The 16,101-nt window shown below is 60.7% G+C and carries 13 protein-coding genes; 8 read left to right on the plus strand and 5 right to left on the minus strand.

Going from position 1 to position 16,101, the window contains the following annotated elements; all coding sequences use genetic code 11:
* Positions 1-53: 53 nt before the first annotated feature.
* Positions 54-1,895 carry an ABC transporter substrate-binding protein gene (locus C453_RS02485; protein WP_008322524.1) on the minus strand — a complete coding sequence of 614 codons (1,842 nt, stop codon included), beginning with the start codon at positions 1,893-1,895 and terminating at the stop codon, positions 54-56.
* A 237-nt stretch (positions 1,896-2,132) separates the two neighbouring features.
* Here C453_RS02485 and C453_RS21100 point away from each other — a divergent pair, with 237 nt between their 5' ends.
* The 6 genes from C453_RS21100 (at position 2,133) to C453_RS02510 (ending at position 11,538) form a co-directional block, all read left to right on the plus strand.
* On the plus strand, positions 2,133-2,300 hold the full coding sequence (locus C453_RS21100) for a DUF7556 family protein (RefSeq protein WP_008322525.1): 168 nt from the start codon (positions 2,133-2,135) through the stop codon (positions 2,298-2,300).
* Positions 2,301-2,363: 63 nt separating this feature from the next.
* Entirely contained in the window at positions 2,364-2,783 is a 420-nt protein-coding gene (locus C453_RS02490; RefSeq protein ID WP_008322526.1) for a PPC domain-containing DNA-binding protein, read from the plus strand.
* Positions 2,784-2,786: 3 nt separating this feature from the next.
* Entirely contained in the window at positions 2,787-7,949 is a 5,163-nt protein-coding gene (locus tag C453_RS02495) for a DNA polymerase II large subunit (RefSeq protein WP_008322527.1), read from the plus strand.
* 622 nt (positions 7,950-8,571) lie between these two features.
* Positions 8,572-10,089, plus strand: a complete 1,518-nt coding sequence (locus tag C453_RS02500; protein WP_049907474.1) for a phosphoenolpyruvate carboxykinase (ATP) — start codon at positions 8,572-8,574, stop codon at positions 10,087-10,089.
* A 210-nt stretch (positions 10,090-10,299) separates the two neighbouring features.
* On the plus strand, positions 10,300-10,587 hold the full coding sequence (locus C453_RS02505) for a DUF7130 family rubredoxin-like protein (RefSeq protein WP_008322529.1): 288 nt from the start codon (positions 10,300-10,302) through the stop codon (positions 10,585-10,587).
* 54 nt (positions 10,588-10,641) lie between these two features.
* Positions 10,642-11,538, plus strand: a complete 897-nt coding sequence (locus C453_RS02510; protein WP_008322530.1) for a ketopantoate reductase family protein — start codon at positions 10,642-10,644, stop codon at positions 11,536-11,538.
* A gap of 16 nt (positions 11,539-11,554) precedes the next feature.
* Here C453_RS02510 and C453_RS02515 read toward each other — a convergent pair whose 3' ends face one another.
* The 3 genes from C453_RS02515 to C453_RS02525 all read right to left on the minus strand — a co-directional run bounded on the left by C453_RS02515 (position 11,555) and on the right by C453_RS02525 (position 13,911).
* Positions 11,555-13,096, minus strand: coding sequence for a sulfatase (locus tag C453_RS02515; RefSeq protein WP_008322531.1), 1,542 nt, complete (start codon positions 13,094-13,096; stop codon positions 11,555-11,557).
* Positions 13,097-13,184: 88 nt separating this feature from the next.
* Complete coding sequence (locus C453_RS02520) at positions 13,185-13,550, minus strand: NifU family protein (RefSeq protein WP_008322532.1); 366 nt, start codon at positions 13,548-13,550, stop codon at positions 13,185-13,187.
* 43 nt (positions 13,551-13,593) lie between these two features.
* The gene (locus C453_RS02525; protein ID WP_008322533.1) at positions 13,594-13,911 is read right to left on the minus strand and encodes a DUF5783 family protein; all 318 of its coding nucleotides are present in this window, start codon (positions 13,909-13,911) and stop codon (positions 13,594-13,596) included.
* A 243-nt stretch (positions 13,912-14,154) separates the two neighbouring features.
* Between C453_RS02525 and C453_RS02530 the strand changes: the two genes are divergently transcribed.
* Entirely contained in the window at positions 14,155-14,601 is a 447-nt protein-coding gene (locus C453_RS02530) for a DoxX family protein (RefSeq protein WP_008322534.1), read from the plus strand.
* 165 nt (positions 14,602-14,766) lie between these two features.
* Here the strand turns inward: C453_RS02530 and C453_RS02535 are convergent, their stop codons facing one another.
* Positions 14,767-14,988, minus strand: coding sequence for a DUF7557 family protein (locus tag C453_RS02535; protein ID WP_007544074.1), 222 nt, complete (start codon positions 14,986-14,988; stop codon positions 14,767-14,769).
* A gap of 263 nt (positions 14,989-15,251) precedes the next feature.
* On the opposite strand from C453_RS02535, the gene ppk2 reads away from it, so the two are divergent.
* Positions 15,252-16,082: a polyphosphate kinase 2 gene (gene ppk2 / locus C453_RS02540; RefSeq protein WP_008322536.1), complete on the plus strand. Its 831-nt coding sequence runs from the start codon at positions 15,252-15,254 to the stop codon at positions 16,080-16,082.
* Positions 16,083-16,101: the final 19 nt, after the last annotated feature.

A 16,101-nucleotide genomic window follows, 5' to 3' on the forward strand; every position in this document is an offset into this window, starting at 1 on the left:
TCTGTCGATTGGCGCGGAAGTGCGCCGGTGGCTTCCCGCGACGCTACGGGTGGTTACCGGTTGAGCTGAACCTTGTTCAGCTTCTGGCGACTCGGGCCCATGCCACCGAACGGTTCGATGTCGACGCTGTCGTACCAGAACGTCTCGTCCTTGCGGTTGTAGATGTTGAGCATCGCAACGTCCTCCCAGTTCGCCTCTTCGATGGCGACGTAGGCGTCGTTGCGGGTTTGCTGGGCGTCGTCGGTCGGTGCCGGGTTGTTGACGACTTCCTGGTAGGCGTCGGTCGCCTTCTGGTAGGCGTCGCCGTTGTCAGCCGTCCAGTTGACGTACGAGATGGGGCCCTGCTTCGACGTGTCCGTCTGCGGCGGGTTCAGCAGCTGGAGGAAGTTGTCCGGTGCTGGCCAGTCAGCAATCCAGCCGAGGGTGTACGCTTCGAGCTGACCGTTGCGGCCGCGTTCGAGGAGCGTCGAGAAGTCGGCCTTCTGAATCTTCATGTTGACGTGAGCCGACGCGAGCTGGTCGCGCAGAATCTTCGCCATCTCCTCCCACGTGTCGGAGTTGTACTGGGTCCACTGGACTTCGAACTTGTTGTCCGGACCGTAGCCAGCTTCTTCCATGACCTCCTTTGCCTTCTGGATGTTCGTCTCGGCGACACCGTACGGGTAGTCGGACTCGATCTTGTCGTTCGCCGCCTGTGCGCCACCGGGGTAGATGGTCGGCGGCGTGAAGACGTACGCCGGGGAGCCGCGACCCTTGAACACTTCTTCGACCATCTGGTCCTGGTTCAGGACGTACGCGAACGCCTGGCGAACCGGCTTCGGGACCTTGTTCATGTTGAAGCCGACGTAGAAGATCGACAGGGTCGGAACGCCGACGTAGTTGGCGGTCTTGCCGTTGCGGAGCGGGCCGTACGTACCGATTTCACGGCCGAACTCGTCAGTAGACTCCACCTGGACCTTACCGGGGTCGTACTGCGCGGTGGGCAGACCGAAGTAGTCTGCGTTCTCGTTCATCGCGTAGTTGTAGCGGGCCGTGTCGTCCTCGATGACCTGCCAGCGGACGTTGTCGACCTTCGCAACTTCACCGTAGTAGTCGTCGTACTTGGTGACGGCTGCGGCGGTACCTTTCTCCCAGAAGTTGAACTCGAACGGACCGGAGCCAATCGGGTTCTTGCTGGCGAACTCCGTGTACTCCATCTCGCCGTCGTAGTCGCCGACGTCACCGACGATGCCTTCCGGCACGGCGGCGAACGAGGTGTAGGCGAGCATCTCGAGGGTGCTGTGGAACGGCTCGTCGAGGGTGACGACGAGCTCGGTCTCGCTCGGGGCTTCGATGCTGAGCGTACCGGGCTTGTAGCTATCTTCGCTGTCCGTCTCGTGCTTGACACCGATGGAATCGAGGATGAAGTAAGCGCGGCGGCTGTTCTCGGAGGATGCGAGGCGCTCCCACGCGTAGGCGAAGTCAGACGCTTTGACCTTCGAACCGTCGTGGTACGTTGCGTCCTCGAGCTGGAACGTGTACGTCGTGAAGTCGTCGGAGACGGTGTAGTCCGCGGCGAGCTCGTTCTCGACCGTCGGCAGTCCGTCCGGATAGGACATCAGGCAGTCGAAGACCTGCTGAATGACGATACCGGAGGACGTGTCCGTCGCCGAAACAGGGTCCATCGTCGTGATGGTCCCCGAGAGGATACGATTGAAGACGGACCCGGAGAGTTCCTGTCCGCTGTCTTCAGCCGTGGTCTGCTGTTCGGTGGTATCATCGCCACCAGTTCCATCGTCTGTCGTCGTCTCTTCTCCATCACCGCCACCGGTACAACCGGCGAGAGCAGCGGCCGTAGCGGCCCCACCCGTTGCCTTCAGGAAACGGCGACGCGAGAGTTTGTTAGTGTCTGGCATTCGGACAACTCTTTCCAGTCCTCGAGGATAAACTTACCGTATTCGATTTGTTTGATATGGTGTGGATTGGTTGGGGTGTAGTTACCCACCCAAACGGCGAAAACTGCCGCGAGAACTGCCGGAACTTACGTCTTGGATTTTAAACTAGTTTTCGAGAGGACAGAATCGACACCCCGTGTTGACGTGGGACACTGCCGTTTCGGGCAACTTATATAGGGGTGACACTATGTATCATACATGACGCCGGATGCGACGGCTTCCGTCGACGACTCAGGCGCCGAGGTTATGTCCTCGGTGGATCGTACTCAGACGGGCCAGCGTCTTATTATCGCGGACATCTCCCGCGACGACGCATGGCTCGCGGCCGACGTAGCCGACGCACTCGCACTCGACGACTGGCGATAATCGCTCTCGCGGTCCACGCGAAGAACATTCACATTTTAGTCTGACTCTCCCGTGACTCGTAGTATGAACGCTCGAGCGGTGACGGTGAGCGAGGAGTACCTCGCGAGCCTCGAACACGGGGCAGACTGGCGCGAGGAGATAGAGGAGTTCTGCGCCAGAAAGGACATCGACTCCGCGTGGTTCAACGCGATGGGTGCCGTCCAAGACGCCGAACTCTGGTTCTACGACCAGAATACCCAGGAGTATCAGTCTGTCACGTTCGACGAACCGCTCGAAGTCGCTTCGTGCGTGGGGAACGTCGCACTCCTCGACGGTGAACCCTTCGCGCACACTCATGCTGTCCTCTCCCGTCGAAGTGGGCAGTCACTCGCAGGCCACCTCAACGCGGGGACCGTCTTCGCGGGCGAACTGTATCTCCGTGCGTTCGAAGAACCGCTCGAACGCGAACACGACGACGTAACCGACCTCGACCTCTGGTTGTAAACCGTGCGCGAAGAGGAAGAACGGTACTTCGGACGCATCGAAGGCCGACTCGACGAGGCGTTCGAAGTCGCACGCGCCGCAAAACAGCAGGGCCACGACCCGAAACAGGACGTCGAAATCCCGGTCGCCAAGGACATGGCCGACCGTGTCGAGAACATCCTCGGCATCGATGGTGTCGCCGAGCGCGTCCGCGAACTCGAAGGGGAGATGTCACGCGAGGAGGCCGCCCTCGAACTCGTGACCGACTTCGTCGACGGCAACGTCGGTGACTACGACTCCCGCGAGGGCAAAGTCGAGGGTGCGGTTCGAACTGCTGTTGCCCTCCTCACCGAGGGTGTGGTCGCCGCACCAATCGAAGGTATCGACCGTGTCGAGATTCTCGAAAACGACGACGGCACCGAGTTCGTCAACGTCTACTACGCCGGGCCGATTCGCTCTGCGGGTGGGACTGCACAAGCACTTTCGGTGCTCGTTGCCGACTACGCCCGCTCACTTCTCGGGATAGACGAGTACAAGGGCCGAGACGACGAAATCGAGCGCTACGTCGAGGAAGTCAACCTCTACGACAAGGAGACTGGCCTCCAGTACTCGCCGAAGGACAAAGAGACCCGTTTTATCGCCACGAACATGCCCATCATGCTCGACGGCGAGGCGACCGGCGACGAAGAAGTCTCTGGCTTTCGTGACCTCGAACGCGTCGATACCAACTCCGCACGCGGTGGCATGTGTCTCGTCATGGCCGAGGGTATCGCGCTCAAGGCCCCGAAGATTCAGCGCTACACCCGACAACTCGACGAAGTGGAGTGGCCATGGCTGCAAGACCTCATCGACGGCACCATCGGCAAGGACGACGGGAAGAACGACGAAAGCGAGGCCGAAGCAGATTCCGAGTCCGACGATGGTGACGAAGACGACGCCGACGCCGCCGAAGACGACGACGCTCACGACGAACCCGAAGGGCCGCCTCGTGTCGACCCCGCCACCAAGTTCCTCCGTGACCTCATCGCTGGTCGCCCGGTCTTCGGCCACCCCTCGGCACCCGGTGGATTCCGGCTTCGATACGGCCGCGCTCGCAACCACGGATTCGCGACGGCCGGCGTCCACCCGGCGACGATGCACATCGTAGACGACTTCATCGCCACCGGGACCCAGATTAAGACCGAACGCCCCGGGAAGGCAGGCGGTGTCGTCCCCGTTGATTCTATCGAGGGGCCGACGGTCAGACTCGCCAATGGCGACGTTCGCCGCATTGACGACCCCGAAGAAGCCGAGGAACTGCAAAACGGGGTCGAGAAAATCATCGACCTCGGCGAGTACCTCGTCAACTTCGGCGAGTTCGTCGAGAACAATCACCCGCTCGCACCCGCTTCCTACGTCTTCGAGTGGTGGATTCAGGACTTCGAAGCGACCGACGCTAACGTACAAGCCCTCCGCGACGACCCGACCGTCTCGCTCGAAGACCCGACTGTCGAGGAGGCACTCGCCTGGGCCGACGAGTACGACGCCCCGCTGCATCCGAAATTCACCTATCTCTGGCACGATATCTCAGTCGAGCAGTACGACGCTCTCACCGATGCTGTCGCAGCGGGCGAGATTGTCGCCGCCGAAGCAGACGGTGGACAGTCGCGCAGCAGCCGAGCAGGTGGTGACCGTGCCGATGGCGGCGATATCGCCGTCGAACCCGAAGACGGAAACGAGGGCACGCTCGTCGTCGAGAACACGCCAGAAATCCGCGAAACACTCGAAAACCTCCTCGTCGAACACCGACAGACCGACGAGGAGCTTCGTATTCCTATCTGGCGACCACTCGCTCGCTCGCTCGGCCTTGCTGACGACCGGGAGCGTACGTGGTCCCTTGATGACCTTTCGGCGCGCGCCCGCGAATGGGACGACGGCGACAACGCCGTCGAGGCGGTCAACGAACTCGCACCGTTCGAAGTCCGCGAACGAGCCCCGACCCGAATCGGCGGTCGAATGGGTCGCCCCGAGAAATCCGAGCGCCGCGACCTCTCGCCTGCGGTTCACACGCTCTTCCCAATTGGCGAAGCGGGCGGGAGCCAACGCGACGTCGGCGACGCCGCTCGGAAATTCGGCGACTCGGGCAAGCGCGGCGAAGTCTCCGTGCGACTCGGGAAGCGAAAGTGCCCCGACTGTGGGCAATTCGGGTTCAAACCGAAGTGCTCCAACTGCGGCGGCCACACGAAGCCTCACTACGAGTGCGACGACTGCGGCACGGTCATCCAGCCCGACGAATCGGGTCGTGTCTACTGTGACCGCTGTGAGTGGGACGTCGAGAGCGCCGAGTGGCAGACTATCGACCTGAACACCGAATATCGGGACGCGCTCGAATCGGTCGGGGAGCGGGAGTCCTCCTTCGAGATTCTCAAAGGCGTCAAAGGACTCACGTCGTCGAACAAGACGCCCGAACCCATCGAGAAGGGCATCCTCCGGGCAAAACACGACGTTTCCTCGTTCAAAGACGGAACCGTCCGCTACGACATGACCGACCTCCCGGTCACGGCGGTCCGCCCCGAAGAACTCGACGTGACGGCCGACCACTTCCGCGAACTCGGCTACGAGACAGACATCGACGGCGAACCGCTCCGGTTCGACGACCAACTGGTCGAACTCAAAGTTCAGGACATCGTCCTCTCGAACGGTGCGGCGAAGCATATGATGCAGACCGCGAACTTCGTCGACGACCTCTTAGAGCAGTTCTACGGGTTGGAGCCGTTCTACAAGATGGACGAGCGCGACGACCTTATCGGCGAACTCGTCTTCGGGATGGCACCCCACACCTCCGCGGCAGTCGTCGGCAGAGTTATCGGATTCACGACAGCAGCTGTCGGATATGCCCATCCGTACTTTCACGCCGCGAAACGCCGGAATTGCTTCCACCCCGAAACCAAGGTTTGGTACAGGGACGAAGCCGATAGCTGGCACTACGACGACATTCGAACGTTCGTAGAGGACCGGCTCGACGACCCAGAGACAGACGACTTCGGAACGTTGGTACAGGAACTCAATGGGGAGGTGTCCGTTCCGTCGATTGGCCCCCACGGAAACGAAGTACTACAACCGGTCGAAGCGGTGTCGAAACACCAATCCCCGGACCACATGATTCGTGTCGAGACGCGGAGTGGTCGAGAAATAACGGTGACTCCAGACCACGAGATGCACGTCTTCGAGGATGGTCGCCTCGTCTCTAAACGGGCAAGCGAAGTCTCGAGTGAAGATTACACGGTCACTCCCGAGCGACTGACGACCGTAGCACCATCGGTCGACACCCCGCGCTTCGACCTCCTCGAAGAATTCTTCGCGATGGACGACTTCCCGATCGACCGGCTAACGATTCGCGGGCTGGAGAGAGACCAGTTGTACGACCTGTTCGAGTCGAAGCTCGCCGATGACTGGGAGGGCGCGTTCTACCCGCTCCAGAGCACTGCCGAACACCTCGGACTCACGAAGAAAGGGTTGAGTAACTATCTCTACCGAGAGAGCCTCCCCGTCTCGCTGCTACGCGAATTCTTCGATACAGATGAAGAACTCCTCTCATACGTACCAGACAACGTGAAGCTGGGACTTACGCGGGACCGGACATCTATCGACCGATACGTGACGTTAGACGAGGACCTCGCAACACTTCTCGGATACTACGCCGCAGAGGGGTTCACCCGAGTACAGGAAACACCGAAAGGGACTGTCAACCAGACGACAATCTGTGGGACTGAACTAGAGGCACGCAGTTTCTTTGTCGAGGTTTTAGAGAACGCGTTCGGTGTCGAGCCATACCGGGAGAACGAGGCAAAGGTGACTGTCTCTGGGCGGCTTCTTCGGACGTTCTTCGATACGATACTCGATGCCGGAGTCCTCGCTACAGAAAAACGCGTGCCGCGGGTGATGTTTAATGCGCCGGATTACATCGTCGAGGCGTACTTGAACGGGTACTTCAGTGGTGACGGTTGCGTTTCCAAAAACGCATTGAAAGTCTCTGCGACGACTGTTAGCCGTGAACTCAAAGAGGATGTTGTTGCACTCTTGAAGCGACTTGGTATCACTGCCCAGGTGAACATCCACGATCCGGTGCCACTGTGCGGGAAGTTCCCGGACCATTACGAAATTGGCGACGAATCGAAATCTGCGCAGTCGTACGTCGTCTACGTCACGTCGTCGGACGCAGTGATGTTCAGCCAGCAAATCGGGTTCCACTTGACTCGGAAAGACGAGAAACTTCGTCGCCAAGTAGACACTATTACACCCGCTGCTCGGCGCGTGTTCGACGGGGGGGACGGAGACTATCTCGTCGAGTCGGTTGCGAGCGTCGAGTACGTCGCTGCGGATACCGACCACACGTACTGTCTCACCGTCGCAGAGACACACTCGCTCGTCGCTAACGACCTCTCGCAAAAGCAGTGCGATGGTGACGAAGACTGTGTGATGCTCCTGATGGACGGCCTTCTCAACTTCTCGAAAGAATTCCTCCCCGACAAACGCGGTGGGCAGATGGACGCCCCGCTCGTGATGTCCTCGCGTATCGACCCTTCGGAAATCGACGACGAGGCACACAACATGGACATCGTCCGGCAGTACCCGCGGGAGTTCTACGAGGCGACCCGTCGGATGGAAGACCCCGACGATTGGGAAGACGAAGTCACCATCGCCGAGGAGTACCTCGGTACCGACCGCGAGTACACCGGATTCGACCACACCCACGACACCACCGACATCGCCGCCGGGCCGGACCTCTCCGCGTACAAGACGCTCGGGTCGATGATGGACAAGATGGACGCCCAGTTGTTCCTCGCGCGAAAGCTCCGGGCGGTCGACGAGACCGACGTAGCCGAGCGCGTCATCGAGTACCACTTCCTGCCGGACCTCATCGGAAACCTCCGTGCGTTCTCCCGGCAGGAGACGCGCTGTCTCGACTGCGGCGAGAAGTACCGGCGGATGCCCCTGACGGGTGACTGCCGCGAGTGCGGTGGTCGAGTGAACCTCACCGTCCACCAGGGTTCGGTGAACAAGTACATGGACACCGCGATTCAGGTTGCAGAGGAGTTCGACTGCCGCGACTACACCAAACAGCGCCTCGAAGTGCTCGAAAAGAGCCTCGAATCTATCTTCGAGAACGACAAGAACAAGCAGTCGGGAATTGCGGACTTCATGTAGGTGTGGCCGTCGGTCCGGTGCAGCTTTTTCCTCCAGGTTTTCGAGNAGAACAAGCAGTCGGGAATTGCGGACTTCATGTAGGTGTGGCCGTCGGTCCGGTGCAGCTTTTTCCTCCAGGTTTTCGAGTCGAGTGACGGAGTCACTCGGGGAGAAAAAGTGGAGAACAAGCAGTCGGGAATTGCGGACTTCATGTAGGTGTGGCCGTCGGTCCGGTGCAGCTTTTTCCTCCAGGTTTTCGAGCGGTGTCCCGCGCACTTCCTCAGCGCACAAGGTGGAATGGACCGCAGATACGATCCCAAAACCATCTGTTAGTATCTGCTCGTGGATTTCCACTCTTGGGGCATAGTGTGGTGATAATCGGCGCTCGCCGATAATGACGTACGACACAAGCCGACCTTGTACACTACTCTAGTTATGTGTCCGGCACGCGCGTGCGAAGTGCTGGCACATTGATCCAGTGCCGAGTACTGTTTTCTTACCCTCTAGTTGTCTTTCGACGTGACACACGCTGACGATTGTGTATGATTGTTTGTTAGATTAACCCGGACGCAAGTGAATTTTCTTCATCAGTATTTCTAGTTCAAAAAAGCTTATGCTGATATCTAGCGGAGTATCTTGTGGAATGGCAAAATCGACTCTCTGGCCGACAGTAGCCGACTTCCCCGACCCTGTGGCGACGGACCACATCACGTACAATCCGTCGTTTGCGGACCTCCGCGACTACTCTGCACACTTCGAGACGACCACCGACTACGAGTCCCCGTCGTACGTCAGTTCGTATCGGTCTCGGAGTGCCGACCGGACCGCGAACGCTGTCGACGATTCGTTCGACGACGACGACTTCGACGTGTTTCAGCGCGGTATCGAGTGGGTGTCTGACCCCTCGAACGACGTGCTCTGTGTCGACCGGGTCGTCGGTCGCCACGAGGAAGTCTCGGCTGTCTGTCGACTGTTCCTCCCGAAGGAGTACGGCCGCATCGCACTCGCGTGGGCCAAACTCCTCGAAGAGCCCGAAGACGGTGCTGAACCGGACTTCGTCACTGTCCAACTCCCCGACGCTACCGACGAGCCGTGTATTCGTATCCTCCCCGAAGAAGGACTCACCACGGTCCTCGGCAGCGACTACACTGGTGAGGCGAAAAAGTCGTTCCTGCGACTGTTCATGCTCCGTGCGAAGCAGGCCGGTGGGCTCGGACTGCACGCCGGGAGTAAGCGAGTCGCGCTCGACGCGGCCGACGGCCGCCGCGAGGTCGGACAGCTCTTTTTGGGACTGTCGGGAACCGGTAAGTCGACGCTCACCAGCCACGGTCTCTGGTTAGACGACCCGGAGGGCGCGGAGATGCTTCAGGACGACGTCTGTGCACTGCTCCCCTCGGGAACTGTCGCCGGTAGTGAGGGCGGCGGCCTCTACATCAAGACGCTCGGCCTCGACGCCGACGAACAGCCCGAACTCCACGGGGCGGCGACCGACGACAGCGCGGTCCTCGAAAACGTCGCCGTCGACGACGACGGGACCGTCCACTTCGACGAACCGCGCCACGGGCGGAACGCGCGTGCGGTGATTCGACGTGACCACCTCGAAAGCTCGGCGGACGACATCGACCTCGAACAGGTCGACCAGGTGTTTTTCATCACGCGAAACCCGCTGATGCCACCGATTGCGAAACTCGACGAGTCGCAGGCGGCAGCCGCGTTCATGCTCGGCGAGTCCGTCGAGACGAGCGCCGGCGACCCCTCGCGCATCGGCGAACCGATTCGGGTCGTTGGAACCAACCCCTTCATCGTCGGGTCGGAGGGTGAAGAGGGCAACCGCTTCCGTGACCTCATCGACGACCTCGACGTGGACTGTTTCGTCATCAACACCGGTGCGGTCGGTACCGACGACCCTGTCGATGTCGGCGTCGAAGAGACCATCGCCATTCTCGAAGGTGTCGCCCGCGAGAACATCGAGTGGACCCACGACGACACGCTCGGTCTAACCGTTCCGTCGGCTGTTCCCGGCATCGACATCGAGCAGTTCGCGGTCGCCGACCACGTCGAAGACTTCGCCGACGCCCACAGCGACCTCCGTGCCGAGCGGACGTCCTACCTCGAACAGTTCTCGGACCTCGACGACGACATCGTAGACGCGACGTACTGACCACCCCCACGAGACGGGGCTTCACCTTCCTTTTCGACACCTGAGCCGAACTCGTTTCTGACACTCCGTGTTCGACGATACTGTTCAGCCTCTTCTCTAATTCTATATCGCGCTATTCAGTTTATTACTTATATTCGGGTCGCTGTCGCAGCCACAAGTGCGGCTCGGTGGCCATTCGAATTTAGGTCGTTGCATGACTAATGTGGGCATATGGCAACCAAAAGTGAGCCAACGGTCGGAATGACGGTCTACACCGAGGACGGAATCGAAATCGGAACCATCCGCGGCTTCGACGAGGACGGTTTCTTCGTCACGACCCGCGAGGGGATCGAGGGGATGTCCATCGAACACGAGCGCGCGGGCCACGAGTTCGGCGAGGCGGAGTTGATGTGGCGGTGTGACGAGTGCGGCGAGATGGGCTCTGTCAACGACTTACCCGACACGTGTCCCAACTGCGGCACCGAGCGGGAGAACATCTACTACTGGACCGAAGATTGAGACGCGCGGCCCGCAGACTCCTCGATTTTTATCGCCCGACGTGTACGTCCAGCCATGCGTATCCTCGTCTTCGGCGCGGGCAGTCTCGGGACGCTCATCGGCGGACTTCTCGCGTCGGTCCACGACGTGACGCTCGTCGCCCGCGACCCTCACGCCTCGCGGGTCGCTGAGGCTGGCCTCGACATCGTCGGCGCTGAATCTCGGCACGTCTCCCCAGATGCGACGACGGTACAGACGGGCCACGACGCCGACCTCGCCTTGGTAACCGTCAAATCGTTCGACACGGACGCCGCGGCCGAGTCACTTGCCGAGTGCGACGTCGACGCCGTCCTCTCACTGCAAAACGGACTGACCGAGGAAACTCTCGAATCGGCCCTTAATGTGCCTGTTCTCGCCGGAACCGCGACCTACGGCGCTCGCCTCGTCGACCCGGGTCGCGTGGAGTGTACCGGAATCGGCCGCGTCGTTCTCGGCGCGCTCGGTGGCGGACCCTCTCCGCTCGCAGAACGTGTCGGAAAGGCGTTCCGCGACGCCGACATCAACACGCTCGTCGCCTCGGACATGCCGCGGCGTCGCTGGGAGAAACTCGCCGTCAACGCGGGCATCAACGCCGTCACCGCACTCGCGCGGGTCGAAAACGGCGCGCTCGCCAGCGATGACGCGCACGACGTTGCTCATCTGGCCGCTCGCGAGACGGCCCGCGTCGCTCGGTTAGAGGGCGTTCGCTTGCCCAACCGAGTGGCACGCGACGCTATCGACCGGGTCGTCGAGAAGACCGCTGCGAACCGCTCGTCGATGCTGCAAGACGTAGACGCGGGTAAGCGAACCGAAGTCGACGCCATCAACGGTGCCGTGGTCGACAGTGCCACCCGCCACAACTTCGAGGTGCCGACGAATCGGACGCTCACGGCGCTCTTGCGGGCGTGGGAACGAGGAGAAGGGCTTCGGTAGGGCGGAAAGACAGCCGCTATTCGAGGTAGCCGAGGTCGCGAAGGCGCTCTTGTGCCTCGTCGTCCATCTGGTCGACCGAATCGTCTGAAACGTCGGTATCAAGCGCGTCGGTCCACGCGCCGCCGATTTCGTCTTCGAACTCCGCGAGCGCGGCTTCGGTCTCGCGGATGGCCTCGTCGTCCGAGTCGGCGAGGTTCTCTAACTCCTCGGGGTCGGTGTCGAGACGGAACGCCTCGTCTTCGATACGGTCGATGCGGGTGTATTTGGCGTCCGTGCGCCGTGCAGACCGCATCCGCGAGTAGAACCGAGTGTTCTCGCCGAGGACGATGTTCGCGCTCGCGGCCTTCTCTTCGAGTTGCTTGAGTTCGACCACGGGACGCGAGTACTCGACGAACGCGTACTCGCCGTCGCGGAGTTGGCCGGGGTCGTCATTCGTCGCCTTGGCGAAGTCGCGGTAGTCCACCGAGAGGAGCGACCGCGTCCGGTCGAGGGCGATAGCGTCGTCGCCGGGACTCGCGGGCTCGCCGCCTTCGACGCCGAGCGAGTCGAGCACCGTGTGATAGAGGTCCACCAGTTCGACCTGGTCCTCGCGGCGCTCTGCCCCGAGTTTCGGGTGCTTGACCATGAGCGGGACGTTGATGAGCGGGTCGTAGAGGCAGAATTCGTGGCCGTAGAGGCCATGCTCACCGTGGAGTTCGCCGTGGTCGGCACAGACGACGACCATGGTGTCGTCCCACTGGCCGGTCTCTTTGAGGTGGTCGAACAGGCGGGTGAGTTGGTCGTCGATGTGGGCGATTTCGGCGTCGTAGAGGCCGCGGATGTCCTCCCACTCGTCGTCTTCGATTTCGTAGGCTCCGGCGTTGTACTCCTTGGAATTCTGGCACACCTCCGACGAATCGACGCCCGGTGCGAACTCGTCGGCGTACTCCTTCGGCGGGTGGTACGGGAGGTGTGCGTCCATCAGGTTGATGAAGGCGAAGAACTCCTCGGAGTCGTCGATGAAGTCGATAGTCTGGTCGATGACTGTGGGTGTCTTCGAGTCGGCACCCTCACCGCCGGCGAGATACTCGTGGGCGGTGTTGCCGAGGCTGACGAGCTTGTCGGCGAGCGCGCGGAGGGTGTCGCTGTCGTTCATCGTCTTCCAGGCCTTCGCCAGCGGCCCGGAGAGGAAGTCGCCCGGCATGACTTCGAAGAAGTTGTCCTGTTCGTCGAAGCCGTCGGTCAGGTGTGTGTAGGGCGTAATCCAGGCGTTCGAGGAGTAGCAGGCGGTGTCGTACCCGGCGGCCGAGAGTGTCTCGGCCAAGGTGGTCGCGCCTTCGAGGTAGGGGTTTTCCTGGTCGGCACCGTGTTGACTCGGGTACATCCCGGTGAACAACGACGCGTGGACTGGCAGCGTCCACGGCGCGGGCGCGACGGCCTGCTCGAAGACGGTCGCCTCCTCGGCGAACTGCTCGAGTCCCGGCGTCGTCGGTCGGTCGTACCCGTACGGGGTGAGGTGGTCCTTTCGGACCGTGTCCATGACGACGAAGAGGACGTTCTCGGGCGACTCGGCGGTCATACCCCACGGTGGGGCGTAGTCGCCGATAAAACTCCTGTTCTCGGATGCGCGTCAGTCGAACGACACGCTAGAACCGAACTGCAGCCGCTTAGAAGGGCGCTTGCGGGCCTTGGTCGTCTTCGCGGTCGTCGGTGGTGTCGCCGGGGAACGACGGGCTCCCGCCGCGGCTCTCGCCACCCATGCCGTCTCCGTCCATACCGGTGTCGGCGTGGACTTCGTTGATTTCGGGAATCTCCTTGACCATTCGCGTCTTGATGGCCTGGATGGTCATCGGGGAGATGCCACAGCCGGAGCAGGCACCGCCGAGGAGAATCGTGACTTCGCCCGACTCGCGGTCGAGGTCACGAATGGCTGCGCTGCCGCCGTGCATCTGGATTTGCGGGAAGTTGCGGCGGAGGAAATTAACGACACGCTCTTTGAGGTCGTCCTCGCCGTCCTGCGTCTCCGTGCTCATGGGCGCGGCTTCGGGGTGAACGGGCTTAGGCCTTTGGTTCGGGTTAGGCTTCGACGCCGAAGACGCGGTGCAGTTCGGCCTCGATTTCGTCGATATAGCGTTCGAGAACCGCATCGAGCTTGTCATCGTCCACGACGACGGCAGTGAGCCGCTCGCCGGGGTTTTTCGGGAGTTCGACGACGAAGTCGCCGTCCTCGTAGAAGGGCTCAGACTCGTTGAGAATCTGCTGGTCGATGCCGTGGATGAGCGTCGAGTCGAACTCGTCGTTCATCGTCTCGAACGCGTTCTTGTACGCTCGCTGGAGCTGAGGGAAGTAGTGGACGTATTTGTCTTCGAACTTCTCGGGGTCGAAGTCGCTCATACCAGTGCTTTCCCGTTGCCAGCAAAAAATCGGACGATTGGCCGGTGCACGCTCCGCTCGCGCGAATAGTGTTCTCGAACGATGTGTTGAGACACACAATAATGTTGCAAATATTATATTAATCTTCTAACTGATTGTAGGACTGGGATGGAAGTACCTCCTACCGAAACAGACTGTCCGCAGAACTGTCCGACAAGTGAGGTGCCGTAACTCATGTCTCGTCGCTCATCGTCTGAGACGGCCATGGAGTGGTCCTCAGTGCTCGTTCGGCTCGCCCTCGCGATTCCCATCCTCATCTCTGGTGTTGGGAAGGTCTTTGCAGTCGGCCCGAAAGCCATGGGAATCTCGAATTTTGCAGGGTTCTTGGCGAACCTCGGGGTTCCACTGCCGACTGCGGTCGCTTGGGGTGTCGGCCTCGTCGAACTCTTCGGCGGGCTCCTGTTGCTGGTCGGGTTGCTCGTCCGCGTCGTGGGCGGGTTGGTCGCCGTCGTCATGTTCGCTGCGACGGTGCTCGTCCACCTCCCGAACGGATACCCCGCTTCGGATGGCGGCGTCGAATTGACGCTCACGCTGTGTCTGGTCGCTCTCGTCGTCGTGTTGCTGGGACCGGGTGCGTTCTCACTCGAACGCGCACTGTTCGATGGTGAGTTGCTCGCGTCGAGTTCGAAGCACTCGATGCAGGCGGACTGACTCCACATGTTCCCTTTTTGATGGCCGCCAGAACGTTGGAGAGCGATTGAACCTCGCCTCGCGCTCGTTTCGTATAGCGTCTATTCATTCATCCTTGTCAGCTGGCGACAGAGTGATTCCTCTCAGCGAGCGCCTCAGATGTAGGAAATCGAGCGACGCGATGCGTCACTCGACGAGTGGGCTGTCCACGCGCGCTGCGAGAAGCTCGCTTGCGACGTGGATAGATACCAACTCGTTGATTAGCTCGTCTAGCGACTCGTCCTCCTCGCACAGCGCGTCGAGTCGCTCGACGGTTCGACGGTTCAGCTCGACCGTCTCTGTCTCTACCTCCGGTTCGTAACCAACCGGGTACTCGTATTCGAACCTGTTCGATTTTGCTGTCGCCATCGGCGTCCCCCCGACCGACCGGCACGGCCGGTACCGTGTCATACACAAGCATCCAATATGAGGATTTCGCGGATTTCGGTGGGTACGAGCGAGAATTTGCGACTATTCCGGATTCTGAGAGAGTCAGTAAATCAGCACCGATAAACCAGATACCGCGATATTGAATGTACATTGGCGTGCGAATTGGGAGCCGGACAGACAGTGAGTCGTGGAGGAATCGAGTGAGCCGCTTGTTATTTGTTAACTGAATACACAATCTGTGTATGGCGACCGACTCGGACCTGTACACTGACGACGGTGTTCTGAAGAAGAAACACTACAAGCGCGAGCTCCACCGGCTGCAAGAAGAGTTGGTCAAACTCCAGTACTGGATAAAAGAAAACGACCTCCGAGTCTGTGTCGTCTTCGAGGGGCGCGACGCCGCGGGGAAAGGCGGCGTTATCAAGCGAATCACGCGACGGCTCAACCCGCGGGTCGCACGCGTCGTCGCGCTCGGAAAGCCCACCGACCGCGAACAGGGACAGTGGTACTTCCAGCGCTACGTCGAGCAGTTACCGACAGAGGGAGAGATGGTGCTTTTCGACCGAAGTTGGTACAACCGCGCGGGTGTCGAGCGCGTGATGGACTTCTGTACCGACGAGGAGTACGAAGAGTTCCTCCGAACCTGCCCGGAGTTCGAGCGGATGCTCGTCCGGTCGGGAACGATTCTCATCAAGTACTGGTTCTCTATCAGCGACGACGAACAGGAACGGCGTTTCCAGAAGCGCTCCGACGACCCGAAGCGGCGGTGGAAACTGAGCCCGATGGACCTCGAAGCGCGCTCGCAGTGGGTCGAGTACTCGAAGGCGAAAGACGAGATGTTCGAACACACTGACATCGACGAGGCACCGTGGAACGTCGTCCACGCCGACGTGAAACGCCACGCGCGACTGAACTGTATCTCACACCTGCTGGACCAAATCGACTACGAGGACCTCACGCCCGACCCGATCGAACTCCCGCCCAGACAGGACAACACCGGATACGAACGCCCGCCAATCGACAGTCAAAACTGGGTACCGGCGAGGTTCGGAGCGAACCCAGTCGACGAGTGAGAGGTCCGACTTTCGCTCT

This window comes from Haloferax elongans ATCC BAA-1513 (genome assembly GCF_000336755.1).
In the GTDB taxonomy this organism is placed as follows: domain Archaea; phylum Halobacteriota; class Halobacteria; order Halobacteriales; family Haloferacaceae; genus Haloferax; species Haloferax elongans.